This is a genomic window from Desulfovibrio piger (genome assembly GCF_951793255.1).
Lineage (GTDB): Bacteria > Desulfobacterota > Desulfovibrionia > Desulfovibrionales > Desulfovibrionaceae > Desulfovibrio.
The window spans coordinates 1332676-1353784 of the sequence record NZ_OX636706.1 but is presented as its reverse complement, the minus strand read 5'-3'; the positions used below and the strand labels follow the sequence as shown (position 1 = coordinate 1353784).

Sequence of the window (21109 nt, the reverse complement as noted above, 5' to 3'; positions counted from 1 at the left end):
CAGGAGTCTCATGCACAAGCTCTATCTCGTCATGGTGGGCCTGCCCGCACGCGGCAAGTCCCGTCTGGCCCGGCGCATCTGCGGCGGCCTGGCGGCTGACGGCTTCCGTTCAGCCATCTTCAACAACGGCGACGTCCGCCGCGAACTGCTGGGGGCGGAATCCACCCTGCCGGAGTTCTATTCCCCGGACAATGCCGAAGGTCGCAGGATCCGCGAGGAGATCTGCCGGCAAAACCTGATCCGGGCCAAAGAATGGCTGAACCGGGAAGGTGACGTAGCCATCCTGGATGCCACCAACGTCAGTCGCGCACGGCGGGCCTTTATCGAAAGGACCCTCACGGATCATCCCGTGCTCTTTCTGGAATGCGTCAATGAAGACCCCGTGCTGCTCAATGCCTGCATCCGCAACAAGACCCGCTTGCCGGAATACGCGGGCTATACCGAGGACGAGGCCCTGGCGAGCTTTGTGGGCCGCATCGGCTATTACGAAGCCATCTACGAGCCTGTGGGCAAGGAACAGTACTGGCTGTGCGTGGACACCATGTCCAGCCGCATCCTGGCGGAACAGCCCTGCGAAGGCTCCCCCTACTATCCCGCCATCCGCGAGATCGTGGTCAGCTGGTGGGTGCAGAGCCTGTACCTGGCGCGGCATGGTCAGACGGAATACAACGTGCAGGGCCGTATCGGCGGCGATCCGCCCCTGACGGCCAAAGGCCGGATGCAGGCCGAGGCCCTGGCCCTGCACCTGCGCGACCAGAAACTGGACTGGGTGTTCACCTCCACGCGCATGCGCTCGCACGAAACCGCGGCGCCCCTGCTGCGCGGACGGCACGAGACCCGCGTGATGGCCTTCAAGGAATTCGACGAGATCTGGGCCGGGGATTGCGAAGGCATGTGCTACAGCGAGATCCGTGAGACCATGCCCGAGATCACGGCTGGCCGTAACGCAGACAAATACCACTACGCCTATCCGCACGGCGAAAGCTACGCCATGCTCCGTGAGCGTGTGCGGCGCGGCCTGCAGCGGGCCCTATTCCTGGCCGGTGAACTGCCCGTGATGCTGATGGGCCACCAGGCCATCAACCGGGTCATCCTCTCCCTGTTCCTGCGCCAGCGCGAGGAGGACATCCCCTACATCAACGTGCCGCAGAACCAGTACTACCACATCTCGCTCACGCCCCGCCGCAAGCTCATCGAACGCATCAGCTACTAGAGCGGGGAACGCACGCAAGGGCACGGCAAGATGCCCGAAAGAAAGCGGCGCGGACGAATCGTCCGCGCCGCTCGTTGTTCTTTCATATCTCCCCGCAGGGAACAGGGCTCGTGCCTGTCGCATGTGCTGGTTGCAGGGACGCTGCGGGAGAGACATGGGTGGGAACAGCCCTGTGCATGGCGCGAAGCCGGAAGACCTTCCCGGCCCGGCTCCATACCGTCCCTGCACGGCATGGGCAGCGACAGCTGTCCCCAAGACTTCTGGCGGGAGGACCTGGCCCCTAGCCCTCGGTGCTGCGGTACTCGTGGGCCGAGGCCACCACGCGCTTGAGCAGGGCCTGCAGGGTGTGCTTCTCGTCCTCCGTCAGCGGGCTGGTCACCGAAGCGTCCCAGCCCCGGATGATCTCCAGCACGTGCGGGTACACGTCCAGGGCCTTCTGCGTCGGAAAGACGGCGGCCGTGCGCTTGTCCTGCGGGTTGACCTCACGCCGGATGAAGCCGAGCTTCTCCAGATGGGCCAGGGCACGGGTGACGTTGCTCTTGTTGATGTGGATGATGTCCGGCAGCTTGTCCTGGGTCAGGCCGGGCTGGCGGCAGATGTTCAGGATGAAAAGATACTGGCTGCCGCTGAGACCGTACGAAGCAAGACGCTTGTTCAGGTACATGAGGTAATGCCGGTTGGCCAGCGCGATCCACTTATAGGTCAGTTCCACAACAGCTCCAGAAAAATGATGTAGGTCGCATACGTCGTTTTTTCATAGTCAGCCTTGCAGCGCCTTGCAAGGGCAAAAGCGCTCCGTCCGCCGGACAGGTTTTCTGCTTGACAAGGGAAAGCACCCGGACGTATATCGTTGCATACGCAACGGTATGGCGATATTTCGCCCAGGAATCCCTATGCCCACCCAACACAGATCCCGGCCCCGGACACAGGACCGCAGCACCGCCAGCACCGGCGAAGCCCTGCGCTCCATTTTCAACCGCAACTTCAATGTGGTCGCCTGCATCAACCTGCTGGTCATGACGGCCTACTACCTGATGTTCGTCACCAGCACGGCCTACGCGCGGGCCACCTACGGCGCCAGCCTCAGCAGCGCCGGGCTCACCGCGGGCATCATGGTCATCGGCTGCCTCATCGGCCGTTTCCTGACCGGCAACCTGCTTTCCCTGTGCGGCTGCCGTGCCATCCTTTTTGCCGGGCTGCTGCTCTATTCGGCCAGCATCGCGGCCTTTTTCTGGGTCCCCAACCTGGCCCTGCTCTTCGTGCAACGCCTGTGCATGGGTATGGGCGTGGGCATCATGGGCACGGCCACCGGTACCATCGTGGCCTATGTGGTGCCCCACCAGCATCACGGGCTGGGCATCAGCCTGTTCAGCATGAGCACGGCCTTCGCGCTGGCCCTGGGGCCCTTCCTGGGCATCCTCATCTCCCGGTATTTCAGCTATACCATCCTGGCACAGACCTGCCTGGGCATCGGCCTGACCTGCATCGCCATCTTCTTCGGCCTGCACGACCTGCCGGAGATGCGCCACCGCCACCGGCCCTTCCTTGAGCTCAACAGTTACATCGACCCGCGTGTGGTGCGTTTTTCGCTGGTGGCGCTCATCACCTGTCTGAGCTACGGCTGCATCCAGGCCTTCATGACCTCCTATGCGGCGGAACGCGGCCTGACCGGCGCGGCCAGCCTTTTCTTCCTGCTCTACGCCCTGGCCGCCCTGGTGACCCGGCCCCTGACCGGTCGCCTGTTCGACCTGCGCGGCGAGAACATCATCTTCTACCCGGCCCTGCTGCTGACGGCCCTTTCCCTGACCATGATGGCCCACGCCAGCAGCAGCTGGGTCCTGCTGGCCGCGGGGCTGATCCTGGGCATGGGCTTCGGCAACTTCCAGTCCGCCGGACAGGCGGTCTCGCTCTCGCTGGTGTCCAAGGCCCGCTTTGCCCAGGCCACCACGACCTTTTTCATCTTCTTCGACCTGGGCATCGGTCTGGGGCCCTACCTGTTCGGCTTCATGATCCCCGCCGCAGGCTATGACGGCATGTACCAGACCCTGGCCTTCGTGGTCCTCGGCGCGGTGCTGCTGTACTACGTCCTCCACGGCCGCCGCGTGGCGGCCGCATAGATATCTCCTTCCCCAGAGAGACGGCATTGTCATTCTCCCGGACGATGCCAAAACGCCGGGTCCCCCCCCGGCGTTTCTGTTTTTGGGCGGCCACGTCGCCGCTGTGTCCTCTGCGGAGCAAAGGCAGGATGCCGCCCCCCTGTTGTGACGGCAGGGATGCGAGGCCGTCGGAAGGCCATGCGTCAGGCTGTTTGCCCTGTCCCGGCGCCCCCGGCCCGCAGGCGGCGCAGATGCAGGAGCGGATACGGCTGCCCCGCCCCGTCCAGCGGGGAACGCCCCACCACCTCGAAGCCCCGGCGGGCATAAAATATCCGGGCCGCCGTATTCTGTTCATTGACGTCCAGCAGGATCTCGGGATGGCGGCTACCAAAATCCTCCAGCAGGGCCGTACCGATGCCCCTGCCCCGCAGGCCCGGCTCCACGAAGAGCATCTCCACCCGTTGCTCCACGCTGCCCAGAAAGCCCGCCGGCAAGCGCCCCTGAGAGGGACGGGGCACGGCTACCGTGCCCGTCGGGAAATGGCCTTCTCCTGCCCCCGGCGCATGGTCGCTCCCGTCGCCTTCAGCGGGCGCGACCTCCAGCCAGGCCAGACGTACGCGCTCCATGGCCGGAAGATAGGCGCCCGGCAAGGCAGCCCCGATGGCCCGCAGATAGTCCTCCGCCACGAAGCCGTGCGTGGCCCGCACGTTGCGCCACCACAGGCACAGCAGATACGGCCAGTCCGCAGGACCGGCATCGCTGAAGGTCAGTCGTTCCATCCTCTATTCCTTGCAGGGACAGCACCCGCAGGAGCCTCAGGCCCGTACGCCGCAGGTGCCCCCGGATGCGTCCGCAGGCAGTGCCCGACGGCAGGCAAGGCGCATCCGGCCGGGCTTCTGACGGGGACAGCAGTGCCATCGTCTCCGGGCTCCAAGGCGCGATACGGCTGCCCATCGCAAGGGAGCGTCCGCAAGCGCCTCAGACCGTCCCGGTTCCGTCAGTAATTCATCTTCCACTGGACACCGGCGCTGGTGTTGTCCTGCTCCGTGCGGATGCCCGCCTTGCTGTGCGGGGTCAGTTCCAGTTCCATGATGACGGCGGTGCTGTCCGGCTCCAGGCCCTGTTCCACGCCGAGATAGATCTTCTCGCCGATGAACTTGCCCACTTCCAGGCTGCTTTCTTCATCACCGCTCTCCTTGTCCGTGGCGGAATTGACGCGCAGCACGTCCACGCCCAGCACCGCACGGCCCAGATCCAGCACGCCCAGACCGCCGGAGCCGAACCCGGCCAGACGTGCCACGGCGGCGGCCAGACGCAGGCTTTCGAAACGGCCCAGTTCGCTGGAGCCGCGACCGAACATGACCCGCGAGATGATCTCTTCCTGCGGCAGGGACGGCGTGCTGGTCAGTTCCAGCTTCATGCGCCGCACGGAGCCGCTGACGCGCACATCGGCCGTGATATCCGGCACTTCGTAGCGCAGGGTCACGTCCAGCAGGGGGTTGGAGACCGCCCCGCCGTTGAAGGAGATGGTGCTGGGCCGCAGGGTGAAGATCTTGGAGAGCAGGTCGAACTGCCCCCGCACCGAGCGCACGCTGCCGATGACCAGCGGATCGTTGAGGGCCCCGCGCACGCGCAGACCGGCCTGCCATTCGCTCTCCAGCCCGTGGCCGTTGACCGCGATATGCCCGGGCGCCCGGACGCTCACGTCCAGGGAGCCGTGTCCTTCCTTCTTTTCCGTGACCGGTTCCGGGGCTTCGCTGGTGCCTTCCACGGGCAGGGTGGTCACGCTGCTGCCGGTAAGGCGGTTGAGATTGACCAGGGCCTCGTCGATGGTGATGTCCGCCGCCACCTGGGGCGCCATGAGCGTGCCCTTGACCGAGGCCGTGCCCGACAGGGTCGCCTGGATGTCCGCGCGCCGCAGGGGGCGCAGACGCTTCATGGCGGCATCCAGATCGAGCCTGCCGCCTTCGGGATGCAGACTGCCCGCGGCCGTCACCAGGCCGCCGCGCCCGTCGCTCATGGAGGCCTCCACACGCACGGGCTCCAGCTTCAGGCCCTTGCCGCTGCCCGCCGTCACCGAGGCCTTGATGTCCGTCAGCAGGATGCCCAGGGCCAGGTCCTCATACCGTCCGCCCGCGACCTCCAGCCGCCCCTTGGCCGTAGGCACGGCAAGGCTGCCGGCCAGAGCCAGATGCATGTCCAGGCGTCCGGTCACGCGGCGGTCGGCCACCGGCACCAGACGCCAGAGCGGGGCAAGGTCGCCCTGCCAGTCCATACGCCCGGAAAGCGGGGCCGTCATGTCCGGCAGGGGCAGGCCGTTGGCGGAAAAATGCAGGGGCAGGCGGACTTCCAGACCGGCCTGCTCCGCTCCCAGGGCCTGCCGGGTGGAGGGAGGCAGTTCCAGCCGTGTGTCCAGACGTCCTTTGCCGTTGCTGCCGCCCAGCTTGCCCGTCAGGGCCAGATCCAGCGGCGGCAGGGAGCTTTGCGGGACTTCCAGTCGCCGCACGTCCAGCCGGAAGGTCCCGGCAGGGGCCGCGGGACTGCCGTGCAGGCGGCTCTGGAAAGCCAGCGCGGCCGAAGGCAGGCCCGGCACCACCGCCCGCCACGGGGCAAGATCCATGCTGTCCAGCGTCAGGCGCACATCCATGGCCGCGGGCTTCAGGCTGGCCGTGGCCCGTACCCGCCCCGCAGGCGCGATACGGGCATCCAGACCGCGCAGGGAAAGACCGTCCTTGTCCAGCACCAGGGCCGTCCCTGCCTGCAGGCGCAGGCCCACGCCCTGCTTGAGATGCAGGTCACACACGGGGATCTCCAGCCTGTCGCCCTGCCAGCGGAGGCGCAGCTTGGCCCGAATGTCTCCGGCGCAGGCCAGTTCCGCTTCCAGCGGGGTCGCCAGTTCGCCCTTCAGGCCCACGAGCACCCGCTCCAGCCGCAGACCGGCCGCATGGAGCTGGCGCACGTCCAGGCGCTGTTCCAGCTTTCCCCGGCCGAAAATATCGTCGATGCGCAGATGCTGGTGCAGCTCGCGCAGCAGCAGACGCTCGCCTCCCCTGTCGTACAGGCGGAGGAAGCCCACGTCGGCATCCAGGCTGAACCACTGTTGCCAGTCCTGGCTGCACAGGAAGGCCGGATCGGCCAGCCCGGCCACAGCCGCCAGCGGAAGTTCTTCGGCTTTGTCCGGGGCACACGGCAGACCGCCCGCACGCAGCATCAGACGGACAGGCCGGTCATCCTTCTTTTCCAGGCGCAGGCCCGGCGACCAGTAGTCCAGCACCCGGCCCAGCGCGGCCCAGTCTTCTATCTCGCCGTACAGCGAAGCCCACAGGCGCGGCCTTGTCCCGGGATCGGGGAACAGCTGTGCCAGCAGCCGCGCAGGGACAAAATCGCTGCCCACGATGGCCGGGGCCGGAGGGACGGGGGCTGCGGCGGCATCCGCAGCAGAGGCAGGAACAGGGGCCGCCGGAAGGGCCGTTGCGGGCTGTCCGGCCGCATCCACAGGAGCCGGGAGCGTCCCGGCCTCTCCCACCGCAGGGAGCGGGGCCTGCTTTTCCGCCGAAGCAGAAGGAACGGCAGGCATCTCCTGCGGGGCATCGGGCAGCAGGGCCAGCAGGGCCCCGTCCAGACGGGCACCGGCGCCGTGCAGCTCCAGCTGCGGCAGACCCAGCAGCCAGGCCGCGCCGTCATGCCCGGCCCGCAGGCGCAGTTTCGTGGAAATATGGTCTTTTCCGGTGCGCACCTGCAGGGAGAGCGGCAGTTCCACCTTGCCTTTGGCAGCCAGCTGCGGCCACGGCAAGGCCTCTCCGCCTGCCAGCAGGGAGAGATCGTTGACGGCATGCCCGCCCAGGTCCAGCGTGGCGCAGGCCAGTTCCAGACGGGGCTCGGGCGCACCGGGACTGCCCTTCACGCCGATGTCCAGACGCAGGGCGTCGCCCAGGGGTGCCAGCAGGGCCCGCGCCTGGGGCAGCAGGGCCGCCGCATCCGCAGCGGAAGACACGGCAAGCGAGCAATCCAGCGCCAGCGGCGAGGCCAGCACATCCGCAGCGGTCGCAAGCTCCAGCGTCCCCTGACCGCGCAGCCGCACGGCCCCGGCATCCGCCTGCAGGGTCTCCAGCGCCAGCACGGGGCGCTCACCGGGCCGCAGGGCCAGTTCCACCCGCAGGGACGACGCCTGCCCGGGCGTCAAAAGCAGAGCCAGCGGCGCGGGCAGCCACCGTCCTGCCGCTTCCGTCAGGAGGGGGGCCGTATCCGTGCTTTTTTCCTGCGCAGGAACAGGACCGGCTTCTTGTGCCGGGGCCGCCGCCGGAGTCATCCCGGGCGCTGTCACACCGGATCCGGGAGCGGGCGCAGCGGCGGAAGGCGTCTCCTCAGTGGCCGGAGCAGCGGCTGCCGCTGCGGACGCCAGCTGCCACGAGGCCTGGAGACCGGCCCGGGCCGTGGTCCCGCTCAGGGAAAAATCAGCTTCGGCTGTCAGGCACAGCGAGACCTCCAGTCCCTCACCGACGCGGAGGGCGCTTTCCACGGCGGCCACAGCCACGGACAGGGGCGGCGCCGGGGGAGCCCCGGGCGTCATCGCCTCTTGAGCAGGGGCAGACGCAGTGACGGCAGGGGCCGGAGGCGTCTGGCCATCCGCAGGCACACTCCCCGCTCCGGCCGAAGCAGCCGCGTCCTGCGCTGCCTGCCCGGAGGCATCCACCAGCGTGCCGGACGGACTGCCGTCCAGCACGGCCGAGCCCAGCCACAGGCCATCCAGCGCCACTTCACGCACACGCAGGGAAGGCAGCCAGCCCGGCAGGGAGGCCGTGATGTCCAGCGCGCTCCTCAGGGCCGTCTCCACCCCGGCCAGCGTCTCGGCCAGCGGCGGGGAGGGCTCGTCGGGGGAAGGAGGCAGCTGGGGCAGGCGATACAAAGAGGGGTGTTCCAGGCGCAGATCGAGCGAGATGCCGGGCGGGAAGACGGACAGGCCCACGTCCACACGCGCCCGGGGCACATCCAGCCAGAGGCCCCCGGCATCACGCAGGCGCAGGGCGCATTCCATCTCCAGCGGCAGGGCCCCCTCCAGACGGATCAGCTCCAGGGAAAGGCCCTGTTCGGCCAGGGGCGGAGCCAGCAGGGCGTCGGCTTCCTGCCGCAGCCAGTCCTGCCCGCCGGGCGTACGCAGCCACCAGACCGCTCCGGCCCCGGCCAGCAACGTCAGGAGCACGAACAGCAGCAGGCACGGCAGGACACGGCGCCGGAAAAAGCTCCTGCGCACGGGCGCTGCCCCTTCCGAGGGAGCAGGGCCCGACGGACCGCCGTCAGGGACAACAGGGGGAGTTCCGGATTCGCTGGCCATCAGAAGCTCTGTCCTATGCTGATATAGAGTTGCAGGGGGGGATTACCGTCCACGGGATTGAGGGGCGTGGCCACGTCCAGACGCACCGGGCCGATGGGCGTGTAGTAGCGCAGGCCCAGGCCCGCGCCCCAGCGCATGTCGCCGAAGATCTGCGGCAGGGCGTCCTCGTAGACCATGCCGCCGTCCAGGAAGGGCACGATGCCGATCTCATCGGTGATCTTGTAACGGGCCTCGAGATTGACGATCTGGTAGGAACGGCCGCCGCTGGGGTCGCCCTTGTCGTTGCGCGGGCCGATGGCCTGATAGGAATAGCCGCGCACCGAACCGGCACCACCGGCGTAATAGCGCAGCGTGCTGGGCAGGTTGTTCATCTCGGCCCCGGCCATGCTGCCGCCGCGCACACGGGCCGCCAGCACGAGCTTGTCGTCGATGACGCCCTTGTTCGGCCCCTTGCGGAAGGGCGCGTAGTAGAACATGCCTTCCACTTCCGTGCCCAGGGCCGTGAAGAAGCCGTCGTAATAGCCGAAGATGGGTTTGGAATTGATCTCCAGTACCGAGCCGCGCTTGGGATTGATCTTGTTGTTGCGGCTGTCGCGCACGATACGCAGGTGCGGGCCCACGAAACTGTAGGGCTCGTTGGTACGGTCGTTCTCGGTGAGGGTGCCGCTGTCGGAAGAGGCGCCCACCCCCACCCACCAGTAGGGGCTCAGGCGGCGCTCGATACCGGCGCCCACGCGCAGGCCGCGCCGGTCGTAAGCATCGGTGAATTCCTGCAACAGGGAGGCTTCGCCCACCAGCTTCTGGTCGCGATCCAGAAAGGCCGGTTTTTCGAACGACGCCTTCAACCCCTGCTTTTCGGGCGTGATGGGCAGGGAGACCACCAGCTTTTCCCCGTTGCCGAAGAAGTTGCGGTGTTCCCACTCCCCTTCCACACCGATACCGGAATCGGTCTCATAGCGGGCAGCGGCGCTGACCGAGCGCGGCGGTCCTTCACGCACCACCAGCTGCACGGGCAGGACCACCATGCCGTCCTTGCGCGGCGAGGGCACGTCCTTGATGTTGCGCTGGCGTACCATGCTGAACAGGCCCAGGCCGCGGAGCTCGTCCACATAGTCCTGCACCCGGCTCTCGTTCCAGGGCTCCGTCCCGGCTTTCCAGGGGGCGCGTTCGCGGATGTAGGTCGTGCTGACGTCCTTGTTGCCCTCCACCACGATCTCGCCCAGCAGGGCCGGAGGACCGGTATCCACCACGATCTCGGCATTGAGGGTACGGGCCGCGCGGTCGAGGAAATAGCGCTGGCTGCTCACCTGGGCCAGCGGATAGCCACGGCGGCGCAGGCGTTCGGGCAATTTTTCCACGGCTTCCAGCATCTGGTCGGCCGTGACGGGTTCACCGGGGGTGACCCCGCGCAGGGTATCGGGAAAACGCGGGGGCGGGGTCGCTTCGCGGGCCTCGTCGCCCCACAGGGCCCCCAGACCGCTGTACGGCGCCCGCCGCTTGCCGTGCTTGAGGGCCGCGGGCACCACGGGGACAGGCTCATAACGCACCGAGGCCCGGCCCAGCACATAGCGGGGGCCCGGCGTCAGATGCAGGCGCACCGTGACCGGTTTGGTCGTGCTGTCCATCTGGAAGGTCGCCGTACCGTCATAATAGCCCTGGGAATGCAGCAGCTTGACCGCCGTCTCCACATCGCCCCGGGCCCGGCGCTCCAGGGCCAGCAGGCTGTCCGGCGGGTCGGAGCGCAACTGCTCCAGCTGGCTCAGGTCGCGCATCTTGTCCGACAGGCCACTGTTCCCCTTGGGGGCAGACGGCGCGGCTCCCGTCCCTTCACGGTGGGGGGCATCCGCCTGCGGGGCTGCCGGTCCGGCCTCGTCGCCCTCCTCCGGGCTGCCGCCCAGGGACACGCCCTCGGATTCCCCGTCAGGATCCGTGGCCGCGGCGCGTTTCTCGTCCGCCGTGGCGCGGCGCTCCCCGTCCACTTCGATGGACAGCTTGTAGGGGATGCGCTCGCCCTGAGCGGCGGGCATCTTGGTCCCGCCGTCATCACGTAGTTCTCCGGCGGCATCGCCGAACAACAGGCCGCAGCCCCCCAGCAAGAGGCAGGCCATGAGCAAAAAAGAAAAAAGGATATATGTTCGGCGCATAATAATCCCATAGCCGCAGAGAGACAGCTTGGCAAGACAAATCCCCTTTGTTACCATGAGCTTATTCAGTTCTTTTTTCAGGAGTCTCCCATGTCGTATGATCTCTGCCTCCATGTGGACGCCAATGATCCCGCTGTGCTGGCCTTTGCTTTCGTCAATGCCCGCAACTATATGAACGGCCTGCCCGGCAAGGAATTCGAGCTGGTGCTGGTGGCCAACGGCCCGGCCGTCAAACTGTTCGTGCCTGCCCAGGCCGAGCTGCAGAAGACCGCCGAGGAGCTCATGGCCCGCGGCCTCAAGCTGCGTCTGTGCAAGAACGCCCTGGATGCCAACAAGATGACCGCCGCCGACCTCTGGCCCGGTTGCGAAGTGGTGCCCGCCGGCCTGGTGGAGATCGTGGAGCTGCAGAACAAGGGCTTCGCCTACATCAGACCGTAATCCCATGTTTGCCCGCTGCCCGCAGTGTTGACGGGCAGCGGGAAGCGCCCGGGGCGTGCCGCCCTGCTGCGGAGCTGGTCACGGGCGGCCTGCCCGGCAGAAAGACCTGCGGCGATGCCGGCCGCTTACGGGCAAACTTTCCGGCAGGAGAGGACTTTCCTCTTCTGCCTTTTCTTTTTCCCAGGCGCCAGGTCCGTCCCGGACATGCCTCCGGCGATCTGCAACAGGCGGTCCGCATCCAGGATCTCCAGCCTGTGCCGGGTGAACGCGCCCAGGATGCCCCGACGGCGCAGTCCGGTGACCAGCCGGGAAAAAGAGGCCGGATGCATCCCGATATGCAGGCCGCATTCTTTCTGGCCCATCCCGATGGAAAAAGAGCCCTGACGGCCGCCCGTCAGCTGCACCAGCAGACGGCACAGACGTTCCAGCCCCGAAGATTCCTGCTGTTCGATGGCATAGGACAAAAAGAATTCCATCTTGTGCAGCACGGTGGTCAGCAGGTTCCTGGCCAGATCGGGATAGCTGCGAAAAAAAGACGGATCCCGCAGCAACCTGCTCTCAAAACGTACCGTGCGGACCTGCCCGCAACAGATGTAGCGCACATGGTTGTCTATCCCGGTGATGGCCGGGATGTCGTTGATCAGGCACAGGGGCCCGGCCTGGAACAGGGTCCATTCCTTGCCGGTACCGCTCAGGCTCACCATGTCGATGTTCCCTTCCAGCAACAGGTGGAAGAAGCGGCAGCCTTCCACACGCAGGGTCTCCTGATCTTCGTAGGTCTCCAGCTTCCCCAGCGGGATGACCGCCTCCCACGCCTGGTTGAGCCGCTCCAGCCAGAACTCCGCTTGCGTCCTCCTGTTCATGCCTCACCATCCCTCCAGGGGATCAACGTCCTCTCCTGACAGCTCAGTTCCCTCATGCGCGGGATATCCAGCAGCCGGACGTTCCCGCCCCGCACCCTTTCCAGACAGCCGGACCCCTCCAGCCGGGCCAGCAGCCGCGATGCCGTTTCGGGCGTGATGCCTGCCAGCTCGGCCATATCCTTCTGGCGCAGCACGGGACAGTCCTTCGTATCGTGGATGTCCAGCAGGAGCGCACACAGGCGGGACAGGGCCGGGCCGAAGGTCACGGCATGGGCCCTGTACAGGAACAGCAGGTTGATCCCGGCCAGAGCCTGCACCACGTTCACATACAGCTCGGGATACTCGCAGGCCAGACGGCGCTCGTACCATGCGGTGACGTCCCGTACCAGCAGGGTCACCGGCGTCATGGCCCTGACCACATAGCCATGCGAGGTCTGGCCGCCCTCCAGGCACTCCGTATTGACCAGGCAGCCCGGCCCCATCAGCAACAGCAGGCGCGGGGCCTGCCGGGCCATGCCGTAGACCCTGACATGCCCTTCCTCGAGGAAGATCAGTTCATGCGGGGCACCGACGATATCGACAGGAGAACGGGAGGAGGCCATCACCCTCCGGCGCTGCCCCCGGCGCATGAAATCTGCCCAGATCCTGTTCAGCCCCTGGACATAGACAGCGTGCATATGGATGTCGCGCCGCTTCATGGAACCTCCTGAGCGGAAAGAAGTTTTTTAAAAAACAAAAAACTTGATGGATGCTGTTTTTTTCATGTCCTGCCCGATTTAGAAAAAAATCACAAGCTGTGACATCCATCAGGAGGATTGCATATGACAAAACAGCATGTCTCTCGTCGGGCCTTTCTGGCAGGAAGCGCCGCGAGCATGGCGCTGGGTTCCCTCGCAGGGGTGGCCCATGCGGCGACCAAGCCCCAGGAACAATGGGACGAAGTCTTTGACGTCATCGTCATCGGCTCCGGTCTGGCCGGTATGTGTGCGGCTCTGGCGGCCAAGAAGAACGGCTGCAAGAAGGTCGTCGTCCTGGAAAAGATGAGCTATCTCGGCGGCAACTCGGCCATCGCCACCGGTGACTTCGGCGCCGTGAACTCCCAGCTGACCCGCAAGCAGGGGATCAAGGACACGCCCGAGGCCTTTGCCGAAGACATCAGCGCCGCCTGCGGCGGCCTGAACCATCCCGACCTGACGCTCACCGTGGCCCGCAACTCCGGCCGGGCCATCGACTTCCTCATCGAGAACGGCGCCAAGTTCAATCCCGAGATCATCATCCTCGGCGGACATTCCGCACCGCGCGTGCACCAGGGCGTCGAGAGCTTCGGCGCCAGCGTCATGGTCCCCATCTGGGACAGCTTCCGCAAAAAGTACAACGGCGAGATCCGCAGCCGCGTCAAGTTCGACAGCTTCATCCAGGATGAAAGCGGCGCCGTCACCGGTGTGAACATGCGGGAACGCTACGACTTCATCAACGAGTCCAAGAACGAAGACATGGAAAACGCCGGCGGCCTCCCCAAGCGCTATGCGGCCCGCTACGGCGTCGTCCTGGCCACGGGCGGCTATTCCCGCGACCTGGCCTTCCGCATGGCCGAAGCGCCGCTGCAAAGCGAAGAGATGGCCACCCGCTGCCATATCGGCAATACGGCCGGTGCCCTGCGCGCGGCCCTGGCCATCGGTGCCCGCAGCGTGCATACGACCCTGGGCCGCTACGGCTTCTACATCGCTTCGGAAGACCTGCGCATGGGCATGGTCATCGACCCCAAGACCTGCAAGCGCTTCATCGACGAGAGCATGCCCCGTACGGACCTGGCCGTGAACATGCTGCTCTACATGCAGAAGCACCGCTGCATCCCCCTGGGCATCTACGACAAGAAGACCATGGACGCCTTCTTCGACCACAAGCGCCGCCAGCGCCTGCTCTTCTCCAATGCCCTGCGCCCCTATGACACCCTGGAAGAACTGGCCGCCAAGGAACATCTGGACCTGAAGACCCTGAAGGCCACCCTGGACCGCTACAACAAGGACATCGCTGCCGGACGCGACAGCGAGTTCGGCAAGGACATCGCAGGCTCCCTGTCCGTGCCCCTGACGGAACCGCCGTTTGCGGCCTGCACCATCGAGCCCGACCTCTCCTACACGCAGGGCGGCGTGCTCATCAACACCAGGGCCGAAGCCATCAGCGCCCTGGACGACAAGCCCATCCCCGGCCTCTATGTGGCCGGCGAAGCCTCTGCCGGGGTGTTCGGCGTCACGCGCCTGACCGCCTGCTCCCTGCCCGACTGCGCCGCGTTCGGCATGATCGCCGGGGAAGAGATCGCCAAGCGGGCCCGCAACATCAAGGCCTAGTTACGGAGGAATCCATGAAGATACGCACGTTGAGCATGATCGCCGCCGCCCTTTTGCTGGCAAGCTCTGCCGCCTGGGCCGGGAGCTATGTGAGCCACAAAAGCATGCACCAGGACCTGGCCTGCGTGGACTGCCACCAGGAAGAAGTGGGCCGCACGCCGCCGCCCAGCGAAGCCTGCCTGAACTGCCATGGTCCCATGCAGGATCTCATCAAGAAAACGGAAGGGTTCAAGCGTAACCCGCACTATACGCCGCACTGGGGCGATACGGTGCCCTGCTACACCTGCCACAAGGAGCACAAGAAGTCAGAGCTGCTCTGTGCCAACAGCTACTGCCATGTGAAGAACTTCGAAGGGGTCACGCTCAAGTAGACCGGTCCCGGGGGAAAGCCGCCTGCCAGCGGCCTTCCCTCGGGAGACCGGGAGTAACAGCCGCAGCCGGGGGGACGTACGGGGGGGACCGTACGGCCGTGCTGCGCTGTTCGTGAGGTCTGCGGTAGCCTCAGGCTCCGCTAGCACACCGATAATGACTGCCGCAGGCCTCCTTGGCAAGAGTTCCGGCAAAAAGAGCATGCCCTGCCAGGCATGCCGCCATTGCCCTTGCCTGCTCGCGAGAGCCGCTCCTTCGATCTTCCCCATGCATGGCACCGTAGACGGCAGCGCATGAAAGCCTTTTTCGTGCGCATCTTGCCGCTTGTCCAGGCAAAATTATAACATACTGTTTTTATTAAATAAAAAAATAAGACACTCACGCGTGTCCGAAGACAAGGGAGAGGAAGGATGAAGAAGCTTGCCATTCTCTTTATCGCCGCAACCATGGCGCTGGCTGCCGCCGATGCCCAGGCCATCGACTTCAAGGCCAAAGGTATCTGGCAGGTGGGCATGGGCCTGTCACAAAGGAACTTCGTCAAATCCGTCGGCGGGAACAAGACCGACAGCAATGATGTCATGAACAGCCGTTCCCGCATCCGCTTCCAGATGGATGCTGTCGCCTCGGAGAGCCTGTCCGGCAGCGTGCATTTCGAGATCGGCCATATCCAGTGGGGCCAGCAGGCCGGCGGCGGCGCCCTGGGGGCCGACAGCACCTCGGCCATCAAGGTCCGCATGGCCTTCATGGACTGGCAGGTGCCCGACACCAGCCTGAAGGTCCGCATGGGCCTGCAGAACCTGACCCTGCCCACCAAGGCAGGCAACTCGTCCGTCGCGGGCAACCTGGATGTGGCCGGGATCGTGGCCTCCTGGCAGTTCTCGGAGACCGTGGGGCTTTCGGCCCTCTGGCTGCGCCCCTTCAACGACAACTACAGCGCCGAGGGCAATACCAACTATCTCGACAACATGGACATCTGGGGCCTGACCCTGCCCGTGCGTCTTGAAGGTTTCGAGATGACCCCCTGGGTGCTGTACGGCATCCGCGGCAAGAACACCTTCAACGGCACCCAGATCTGGAACGACGGCAACCCCATGACCAGCATGGGGGCCTATCCCTTCGGCATGACCGCCGCCGGGGCCCGCGGCTTTACGGACCTCGATACCGACAAGATGTACGGCAGCCTGTTCTGGGCCGGTTTGCCCGTGGCCATCACGGCCTTCGATCCCTGGAACATCGAGTTCGAGCTCAACTACGGCTATGTGGAAGGCATGGGCCGCTACGATGCCCTGGAACGCGGCGTGGACCCGGTACGCGGCAGCACACAGCGGCAGGGCTGGCTGGCCAAGGCCCTTGTGGAATACAAGACGGACTGGGGCAGGCCCGGCATCTTCGGCTGGTACGGCAGCGGTGACGACGGCGACATCAAGAACGGTTCCGAGCGTCTGCCCAGCCTGCGCGCCAACGGCATGTTCTCGTCCGTCATGGGCGACGACGTCCATTACGGCGGCAGCCTGCAGGACCAGAAGATGACCTATGCCGGTACCTGGGGCCTGGGGCTCCAGGTGGCGGACGTCAGCTTCATGGAAGACCTCAAGCATACCTTCCGCGTCCTCTACTGGGGCGGGACCAACAGCCCATCCATGGTCAAATACGCCACCACCCGCACGGACTGGAACTACACCAACGATTACGAAGGGATCTATCTGACCACCAATGACGGGCTGCTGGAGTTCAACATCAACAGCGTCTACCAGGTCTACGACAACTTCAGCATCGGCCTCTGGCTGGGCTACATCGCCAACCTGATGGACTCCGGTACCTGGCAGGACGGCCACGCCTATCTTGGGGACAGCTACAGCAAGCAGGACATCTGGAACGTCGACCTGACCTTTGCCTATACCTTCTAGGCCTGTCCGCCTGAAAAAGAAAAAAGGGCCGGCAGACATGCGAACATGTCCGCCGGCCCTTCCTCTATCCGGGATAAGGAGACCTAGGCCTTCTTCTTGGCCCCGGCCATCTGGTAGCGCTTCTGGGCGGAGAGTTCCACCTTGCGCAGGCGCAGGGACACGGGGGTCACTTCCACCAGTTCGTCCTCACGCACGAAGTGCAGGGCGTGTTCCAGGGTCATCTTCTTCACGGGGGTGAGGATGACGTTCTCGTCCTTGCCGGCGGCGCGCAGGTTGGTGAGCTTCTTTTCCTTGGTGGCGTTGACGTCGATGTCGTTGTCACGGTTGTGCTCGCCCACGATCATGCCCTCGTAGACCGGATCGCCGGGCTCCACGAACAGGGTGCCGCGGGGCTCCAGGTTGAACAGGGCGTAGGCCACGGCATTGCCGGGACGGTCGGCCACGATGGAACCGGAATAGCGGGTGGGGAAGTCGCCGCGCCATTCTTCGTAGCCTTCCAGATAGGAGTTCATGATGCCGGTGCCCTTGGTATCGGTGAGGAACTCGTCGCGGTAGCCGATGAGGCCGCGGGAAGGCACGGAGAACTCCAGACGCACGCGGCCGGTACCGTTGTTGGTGCAGTTGAGCATGCGGCCCTTGCGCTGGTTGATCTTGTCGGTGACCACGCCCATGAAGACCTCGTCGCAGTCCACATACAGGTGCTCGATGGGCTCCAGGGTCTTGCCGTTCTCGTCCTTCTTGAGGATGACCTCGGGACGGCCCACGGAAAGCTCGAAGCCTTCGCGGCGCATGGTCTCGATGAGGATGGCCATCTGGAACTCGCCGCGGCCCTTGACCAGGAAGGCGTCCTTGTCGGTGGTGTCTTCCACGCGCACGGCCACGTTGCGCAGGCATTCGCGGTTCAGGCGGTCGCGGATCATGCGGCTCTGCACCAGCTTGCCCTCACGGCCGGCCAGGGGCGAGGTGTTGATGCCGAAGCGCATGGCCACGGTGGGCTCGTCCACGCGGATGCGCGGCAGGGCGCGGGGGTTCTCGCGGGTGCAGATGGTGTCGCCGATGGTCACGTCCTCGATGCCGGCCACCACCACGATGTCGCCGGGCTGGGCCTTGTCCACTTCGGCTAGCTGCAGGCCTTCATAGACCTGGATCTTGGAGGCGCGCAGGGGGCGGGCCTGACCGTCTTCACCAATGCAGGCCAGGCTCTCGTTGGCGTAGATGCTGCCGTGCATGATGCGGCCCACGGCCAGACGGCCCAGGTAATCGGAGTAGTCCAGGTCGGCCACCAGCATCTGGAAGGGCTGCTCGGGATCGTAGGAAGGACCGGGGATCTTTTCGAGGATGGTCTCGAACAGGGGGGTCAGGTCCTTCTGCTCGTCGTCGATGTTGCGCATGGCCACACCGGCGCGGCCGATGGCGTAGAGCACGGGGAATTCCAGCTGCTCGTCGCTGGCGTCCAGATCGATGAACAGGTCGTAGACCTCGTTGAGCACTTCATCGGGACGGGCGTCCTTGCGGTCGATCTTGTTGATGACCACGACCACGGGCAGACCGGCTTCCAGGGTCTTGCGCAGTACGAAACGGGTCTGGGGCAGCGGGCCTTCGGAGGCGTCCACCAGCAGGATGGCGCCGCTGGCCATGGAGAGCGAACGTTCCACTTCACCGCCAAAGTCGGCGTGACCGGGGGTGTCGATGATGTTGATCTTCACGCCGTTCCAGTGCACGGCGCAGTTCTTGGCCGCGATGGTGATGCCGCGTTCGCGTTCCAGATCCATGCTGTCCATGACGCGGTCATCGACCTGCTGGTCTGCTCGAAACACGCCGCTCTGACGGAAAAGGGCGTCCACCAGGGTCGTTTTGCCGTGGTCAACGTGGGCGATGATAGCCACGTTACGAAGTTTGTCATTCTGCTGCATAGTTCTGTCTCGCTCTGGTAAAAAAATCGCCCCGGAACGTTGCCGGGGCGCATGGTTTACGCGATTTTTACAACTTTGTCACCACCGCTTCCACAAGGCGGCCCAGGTCCTTCCCGGCCCGGCCGGCCACGGCGATGACTTCTTCCAGCGGCGCGGGCCGCATGCAGTCGGGCAGGTTCTTGTTGGTGAGGCAGGAGATGCCCAGCACGCGCAGGCCCATATGGCGGGCGGCGATGACCTCCAGCACGGAGCTCATGCCCACGGCATCGGCGCCCCACTGGCGGAACATGCGGGTCTCGGCGGGGCTCTCCATTTGCGGGCCGCGCACGCCGATGTAGACGCCGCGCTCCAGCCGGATGCCCAGCTCGAGCGCGCACCGGCAGGCCAGGTCGCGCAGGCCGGCGTCGTAGATGGCGCTCATGTCGGGGAAGCGCTCGCCCCAGGCCTCATGGTTGGGCCCGCTCAGGGGAGAGACGCCGGTAAAGTTGATCTGGTCGCTGATGCACATGAGCCCGCCCGCATCGAACTGCGGGTCCAGGGCGCCCGCCGCGTTGGTAAGGATAAGCGTGTCCGCGCCCAGCCCGGCCATGACGCGCACGCCCATGCAGACCTTGTCCGGCCCGAAGCCTTCGTACAGATGGCAGCGGCCCTGCTGCACCAGCACGGTGCGGCCGCCCAGACGTCCCAGCACGAAGGCCCCGGCATGGGAGTCCACCGTGGACACCGGGAAGCCCGGCAGGTCGGCATAGGGCACGCTGACCGTGTCCTCCATGCGTTCCACGAGCCCCGAAAGACCGGTGCCCAGGATGATGGCCGCATCGGGCCGGGAGGGCAGCGCGGCCCCCAGACGCTGGCGCAGCGCCGCCACCGCAAGCTGGACTTCTTCCCAGTTTTGCATAGAATTGACCCCCTCAGATATTGAAGACCAAGCCGATATGCTGTAGTAGCTCTTGCTTTTCAGTCGCAAAAGCGAACCGCTTTATAGCGTGCTGACGCCCATTCCACAAGAGCGGCACAGCACCGCCCTCAGGAGACCGCCTTGGAGACCAGCCAGAAAGACTCTTTGCAACAACACAAGGTTCTCGTCGCCAACCGCGGCGAGATCGCCATACGCATCATGCGGGCCTGCCGCAAGCTGGGTGTGGCCTTTACCGCCATCTTTACCGCCGAAGACGCCGCTTCGGGCCATGTGCGCTACGCCCGCGAGAACGGCGGCGAACGCAGCCTGTTCCGTGTTTCTTCCTATCATGACGCCAACGAACTGATGTCCGTGGCCGACCAGGCCGGCTGCACGGCCGTGCATCCCGGTTACGGTTTCTTCGCCGAGGACTTCCGCTTTGCCCGTCGCGTGACCAGGCGCGACCGCAAGATGATCTTCATCGGCCCCTCGTGGAAGATCATCCGCGAGCTGGGCGACAAGATCAACACCAAACGTCTGGCCCGCAGCCTGGACGTGCCCACCGTTCCCGGTTCCGACCGCCCCATCTATGACGAGATGGAAGCCGAGCGCATCGCCCGCAGCGTGTTCGAGTTCCAGGTGCAGCAGGGCATCAAGCGCCCGCTGGTGCTGGTCAAGGCTTCGGCCGGCGGTGGCGGCATGGGCATCGAGGAAGTGTACGACATCGACAACTTCCGCTCCGTGTACCGCCGCATCCGCAACTACGCCCTGCGCCAGTTCAAGGACGAGGGCGTGCTCATCGAACAGCGCATCACGGACTTCAACCACCTGGAAGTCCAGATCGTGTCCGACCGCAGCGGCAAGAACCCCGTGCACTTCGGCACCCGCAACTGCTCCATCCAGTCCACCGGCCTGCAGAAGCGCGTGGAAGTGGCCCCCGGCTTCGTGCCCGCCCAGATGGACTACAGCTTCGATGCCGCCAAGGTGCTGCAGGACATCGTCCACTACTCCCTGACCATGGCCCGCAAGGTGGGCTATGACAACGTGGGCACCTGGGAATGGATCGTCACCCGCCAGGGCGAGCCCTTCCTCATGGAAGTGAACACCCGCATCCAGGTGGAGAACGGCGTCTCGGCCCGCATCTCCAGCATCCGCAACCACGAGGGCCCCGTGGACCTCATCGCCGAACAGATCCGCATCGGTCTGGGCGAGCCCCTGGGCTACACCCAGGACGACGTGACCTTCGACGGCGTGGGCATCGAATACCGCCTCATCGCCGAAGACCCCGAACACGGCTTCACCCCCTGGGTGGGCCGCATCGAGCGCTTTGCCTGGAAGGAAGAGCCCTGGCTCACCATGCTGACCCACGTGCCCACCGACACGCCTTACGAGATCCCCACCGAATTCGACCCCAACCTGGCCCTGGCCATCATCTGGGGCAAGGATCTGGCCGAGGCCCGGGAACGCGGCGTCTCCTTCCTGGACAACCTGCACCTGGAAGGCCGGAACAACGCCGGTGAAGCGCTCAAGTCCAACGTGGACTTCCTGCGGGCCAACACCGCCCGCACCCTGCGCTTCTAGCTGACGG

Annotated in this window: 15 protein-coding genes; 7 read left to right on the top strand and 8 right to left on the bottom strand. The window is 65.5% G+C overall.

Annotated features, from left to right (window positions below; translation table 11 throughout):
• Positions 1–10 precede the first annotated feature (10 nt).
• Positions 11–1213, top strand: a complete 1203-nt coding sequence (locus Q4I12_RS06105) for a bifunctional nucleoside/nucleotide kinase/histidine phosphatase family protein (RefSeq protein ID WP_297160534.1) — start codon at positions 11–13, stop codon at positions 1211–1213.
• A gap of 280 nt (positions 1214–1493) precedes the next feature.
• Here the strand turns inward: Q4I12_RS06105 and Q4I12_RS06100 are convergent, their stop codons facing one another.
• Positions 1494–1925 carry a MarR family winged helix-turn-helix transcriptional regulator gene (locus tag Q4I12_RS06100; RefSeq protein ID WP_297139971.1) on the bottom strand — a complete coding sequence of 144 codons (432 nt, stop codon included), beginning with the start codon at positions 1923–1925 and terminating at the stop codon, positions 1494–1496.
• 181 nt (positions 1926–2106) lie between these two features.
• Here Q4I12_RS06100 and Q4I12_RS06095 point away from each other — a divergent pair, with 181 nt between their 5' ends.
• Entirely contained in the window at positions 2107–3330 is a 1224-nt protein-coding gene (locus Q4I12_RS06095) for an MFS transporter (RefSeq protein ID WP_302261047.1), read from the top strand.
• A 182-nt stretch (positions 3331–3512) separates the two neighbouring features.
• Here Q4I12_RS06095 and Q4I12_RS06090 read toward each other — a convergent pair whose 3' ends face one another.
• The 3 genes from Q4I12_RS06090 to Q4I12_RS06080 form a co-directional block, all read right to left on the bottom strand.
• The gene (locus tag Q4I12_RS06090; RefSeq protein ID WP_302261046.1) at positions 3513–4088 is read right to left on the bottom strand and encodes a GNAT family N-acetyltransferase; all 576 of its coding nucleotides are present in this window, start codon (positions 4086–4088) and stop codon (positions 3513–3515) included.
• A 218-nt stretch (positions 4089–4306) separates the two neighbouring features.
• On the bottom strand, positions 4307–8560 hold the full coding sequence (locus Q4I12_RS06085) for a translocation/assembly module TamB domain-containing protein (protein WP_302261045.1): 4254 nt from the start codon (positions 8558–8560) through the stop codon (positions 4307–4309).
• 80 nt (positions 8561–8640) lie between these two features.
• Entirely contained in the window at positions 8641–10785 is a 2145-nt protein-coding gene (locus tag Q4I12_RS06080) for an autotransporter assembly complex protein TamA (RefSeq protein WP_302261044.1), read from the bottom strand.
• 90 nt (positions 10786–10875) lie between these two features.
• On the opposite strand from Q4I12_RS06080, the gene Q4I12_RS06075 reads away from it, so the two are divergent.
• Positions 10876–11223 (top strand): DsrE family protein, encoded by a 348-nt coding sequence (locus tag Q4I12_RS06075; protein WP_168934941.1) that lies wholly within the window; start codon positions 10876–10878, stop codon positions 11221–11223.
• Positions 11224–11348: 125 nt separating this feature from the next.
• Here Q4I12_RS06075 and Q4I12_RS06070 read toward each other — a convergent pair whose 3' ends face one another.
• Together Q4I12_RS06070 and Q4I12_RS06065 are read right to left on the bottom strand one after the other, a co-directional pair.
• Positions 11349–12086, bottom strand: coding sequence for a Crp/Fnr family transcriptional regulator (locus Q4I12_RS06070; RefSeq protein WP_302261041.1), 738 nt, complete (start codon positions 12084–12086; stop codon positions 11349–11351).
• Positions 12083–12784, bottom strand: a complete 702-nt coding sequence (locus Q4I12_RS06065) for a Crp/Fnr family transcriptional regulator (RefSeq protein WP_302261039.1) — start codon at positions 12782–12784, stop codon at positions 12083–12085. Before Q4I12_RS06065 ends, Q4I12_RS06070 begins: the two co-directional genes overlap by 4 nt.
• Positions 12785–12907: 123 nt before the next feature.
• Here Q4I12_RS06065 and Q4I12_RS06060 point away from each other — a divergent pair, with 123 nt between their 5' ends.
• From Q4I12_RS06060 to Q4I12_RS06050, 3 genes are all read left to right on the top strand, one after another.
• On the top strand, positions 12908–14434 hold the full coding sequence (locus Q4I12_RS06060) for an FAD-dependent oxidoreductase (RefSeq protein ID WP_302261038.1): 1527 nt from the start codon (positions 12908–12910) through the stop codon (positions 14432–14434).
• Positions 14435–14448: 14 nt separating this feature from the next.
• On the top strand, positions 14449–14805 hold the full coding sequence (locus tag Q4I12_RS06055) for a cytochrome c3 family protein (protein ID WP_300645734.1): 357 nt from the start codon (positions 14449–14451) through the stop codon (positions 14803–14805).
• Between the two features lie 408 nt (positions 14806–15213).
• Positions 15214–16710 (top strand): outer membrane homotrimeric porin, encoded by a 1497-nt coding sequence (locus Q4I12_RS06050; RefSeq protein ID WP_302261036.1) that lies wholly within the window; start codon positions 15214–15216, stop codon positions 16708–16710.
• A gap of 83 nt (positions 16711–16793) precedes the next feature.
• On the opposite strand, the gene typA is transcribed toward Q4I12_RS06050, so the two are convergent.
• Entirely contained in the window at positions 16794–18623 is a 1830-nt protein-coding gene (gene typA / locus Q4I12_RS06045) for a translational GTPase TypA (protein WP_168934940.1), read from the bottom strand.
• 67 nt (positions 18624–18690) lie between these two features.
• Positions 18691–19521, bottom strand: coding sequence for a purine-nucleoside phosphorylase (locus Q4I12_RS06040; RefSeq protein ID WP_302261035.1), 831 nt, complete (start codon positions 19519–19521; stop codon positions 18691–18693).
• Between the two features lie 141 nt (positions 19522–19662).
• Here Q4I12_RS06040 and Q4I12_RS06035 point away from each other — a divergent pair, with 141 nt between their 5' ends.
• On the top strand, positions 19663–21102 hold the full coding sequence (locus tag Q4I12_RS06035) for a biotin carboxylase N-terminal domain-containing protein (protein WP_297139206.1): 1440 nt from the start codon (positions 19663–19665) through the stop codon (positions 21100–21102).
• Positions 21103–21109 lie beyond the last annotated feature (7 nt).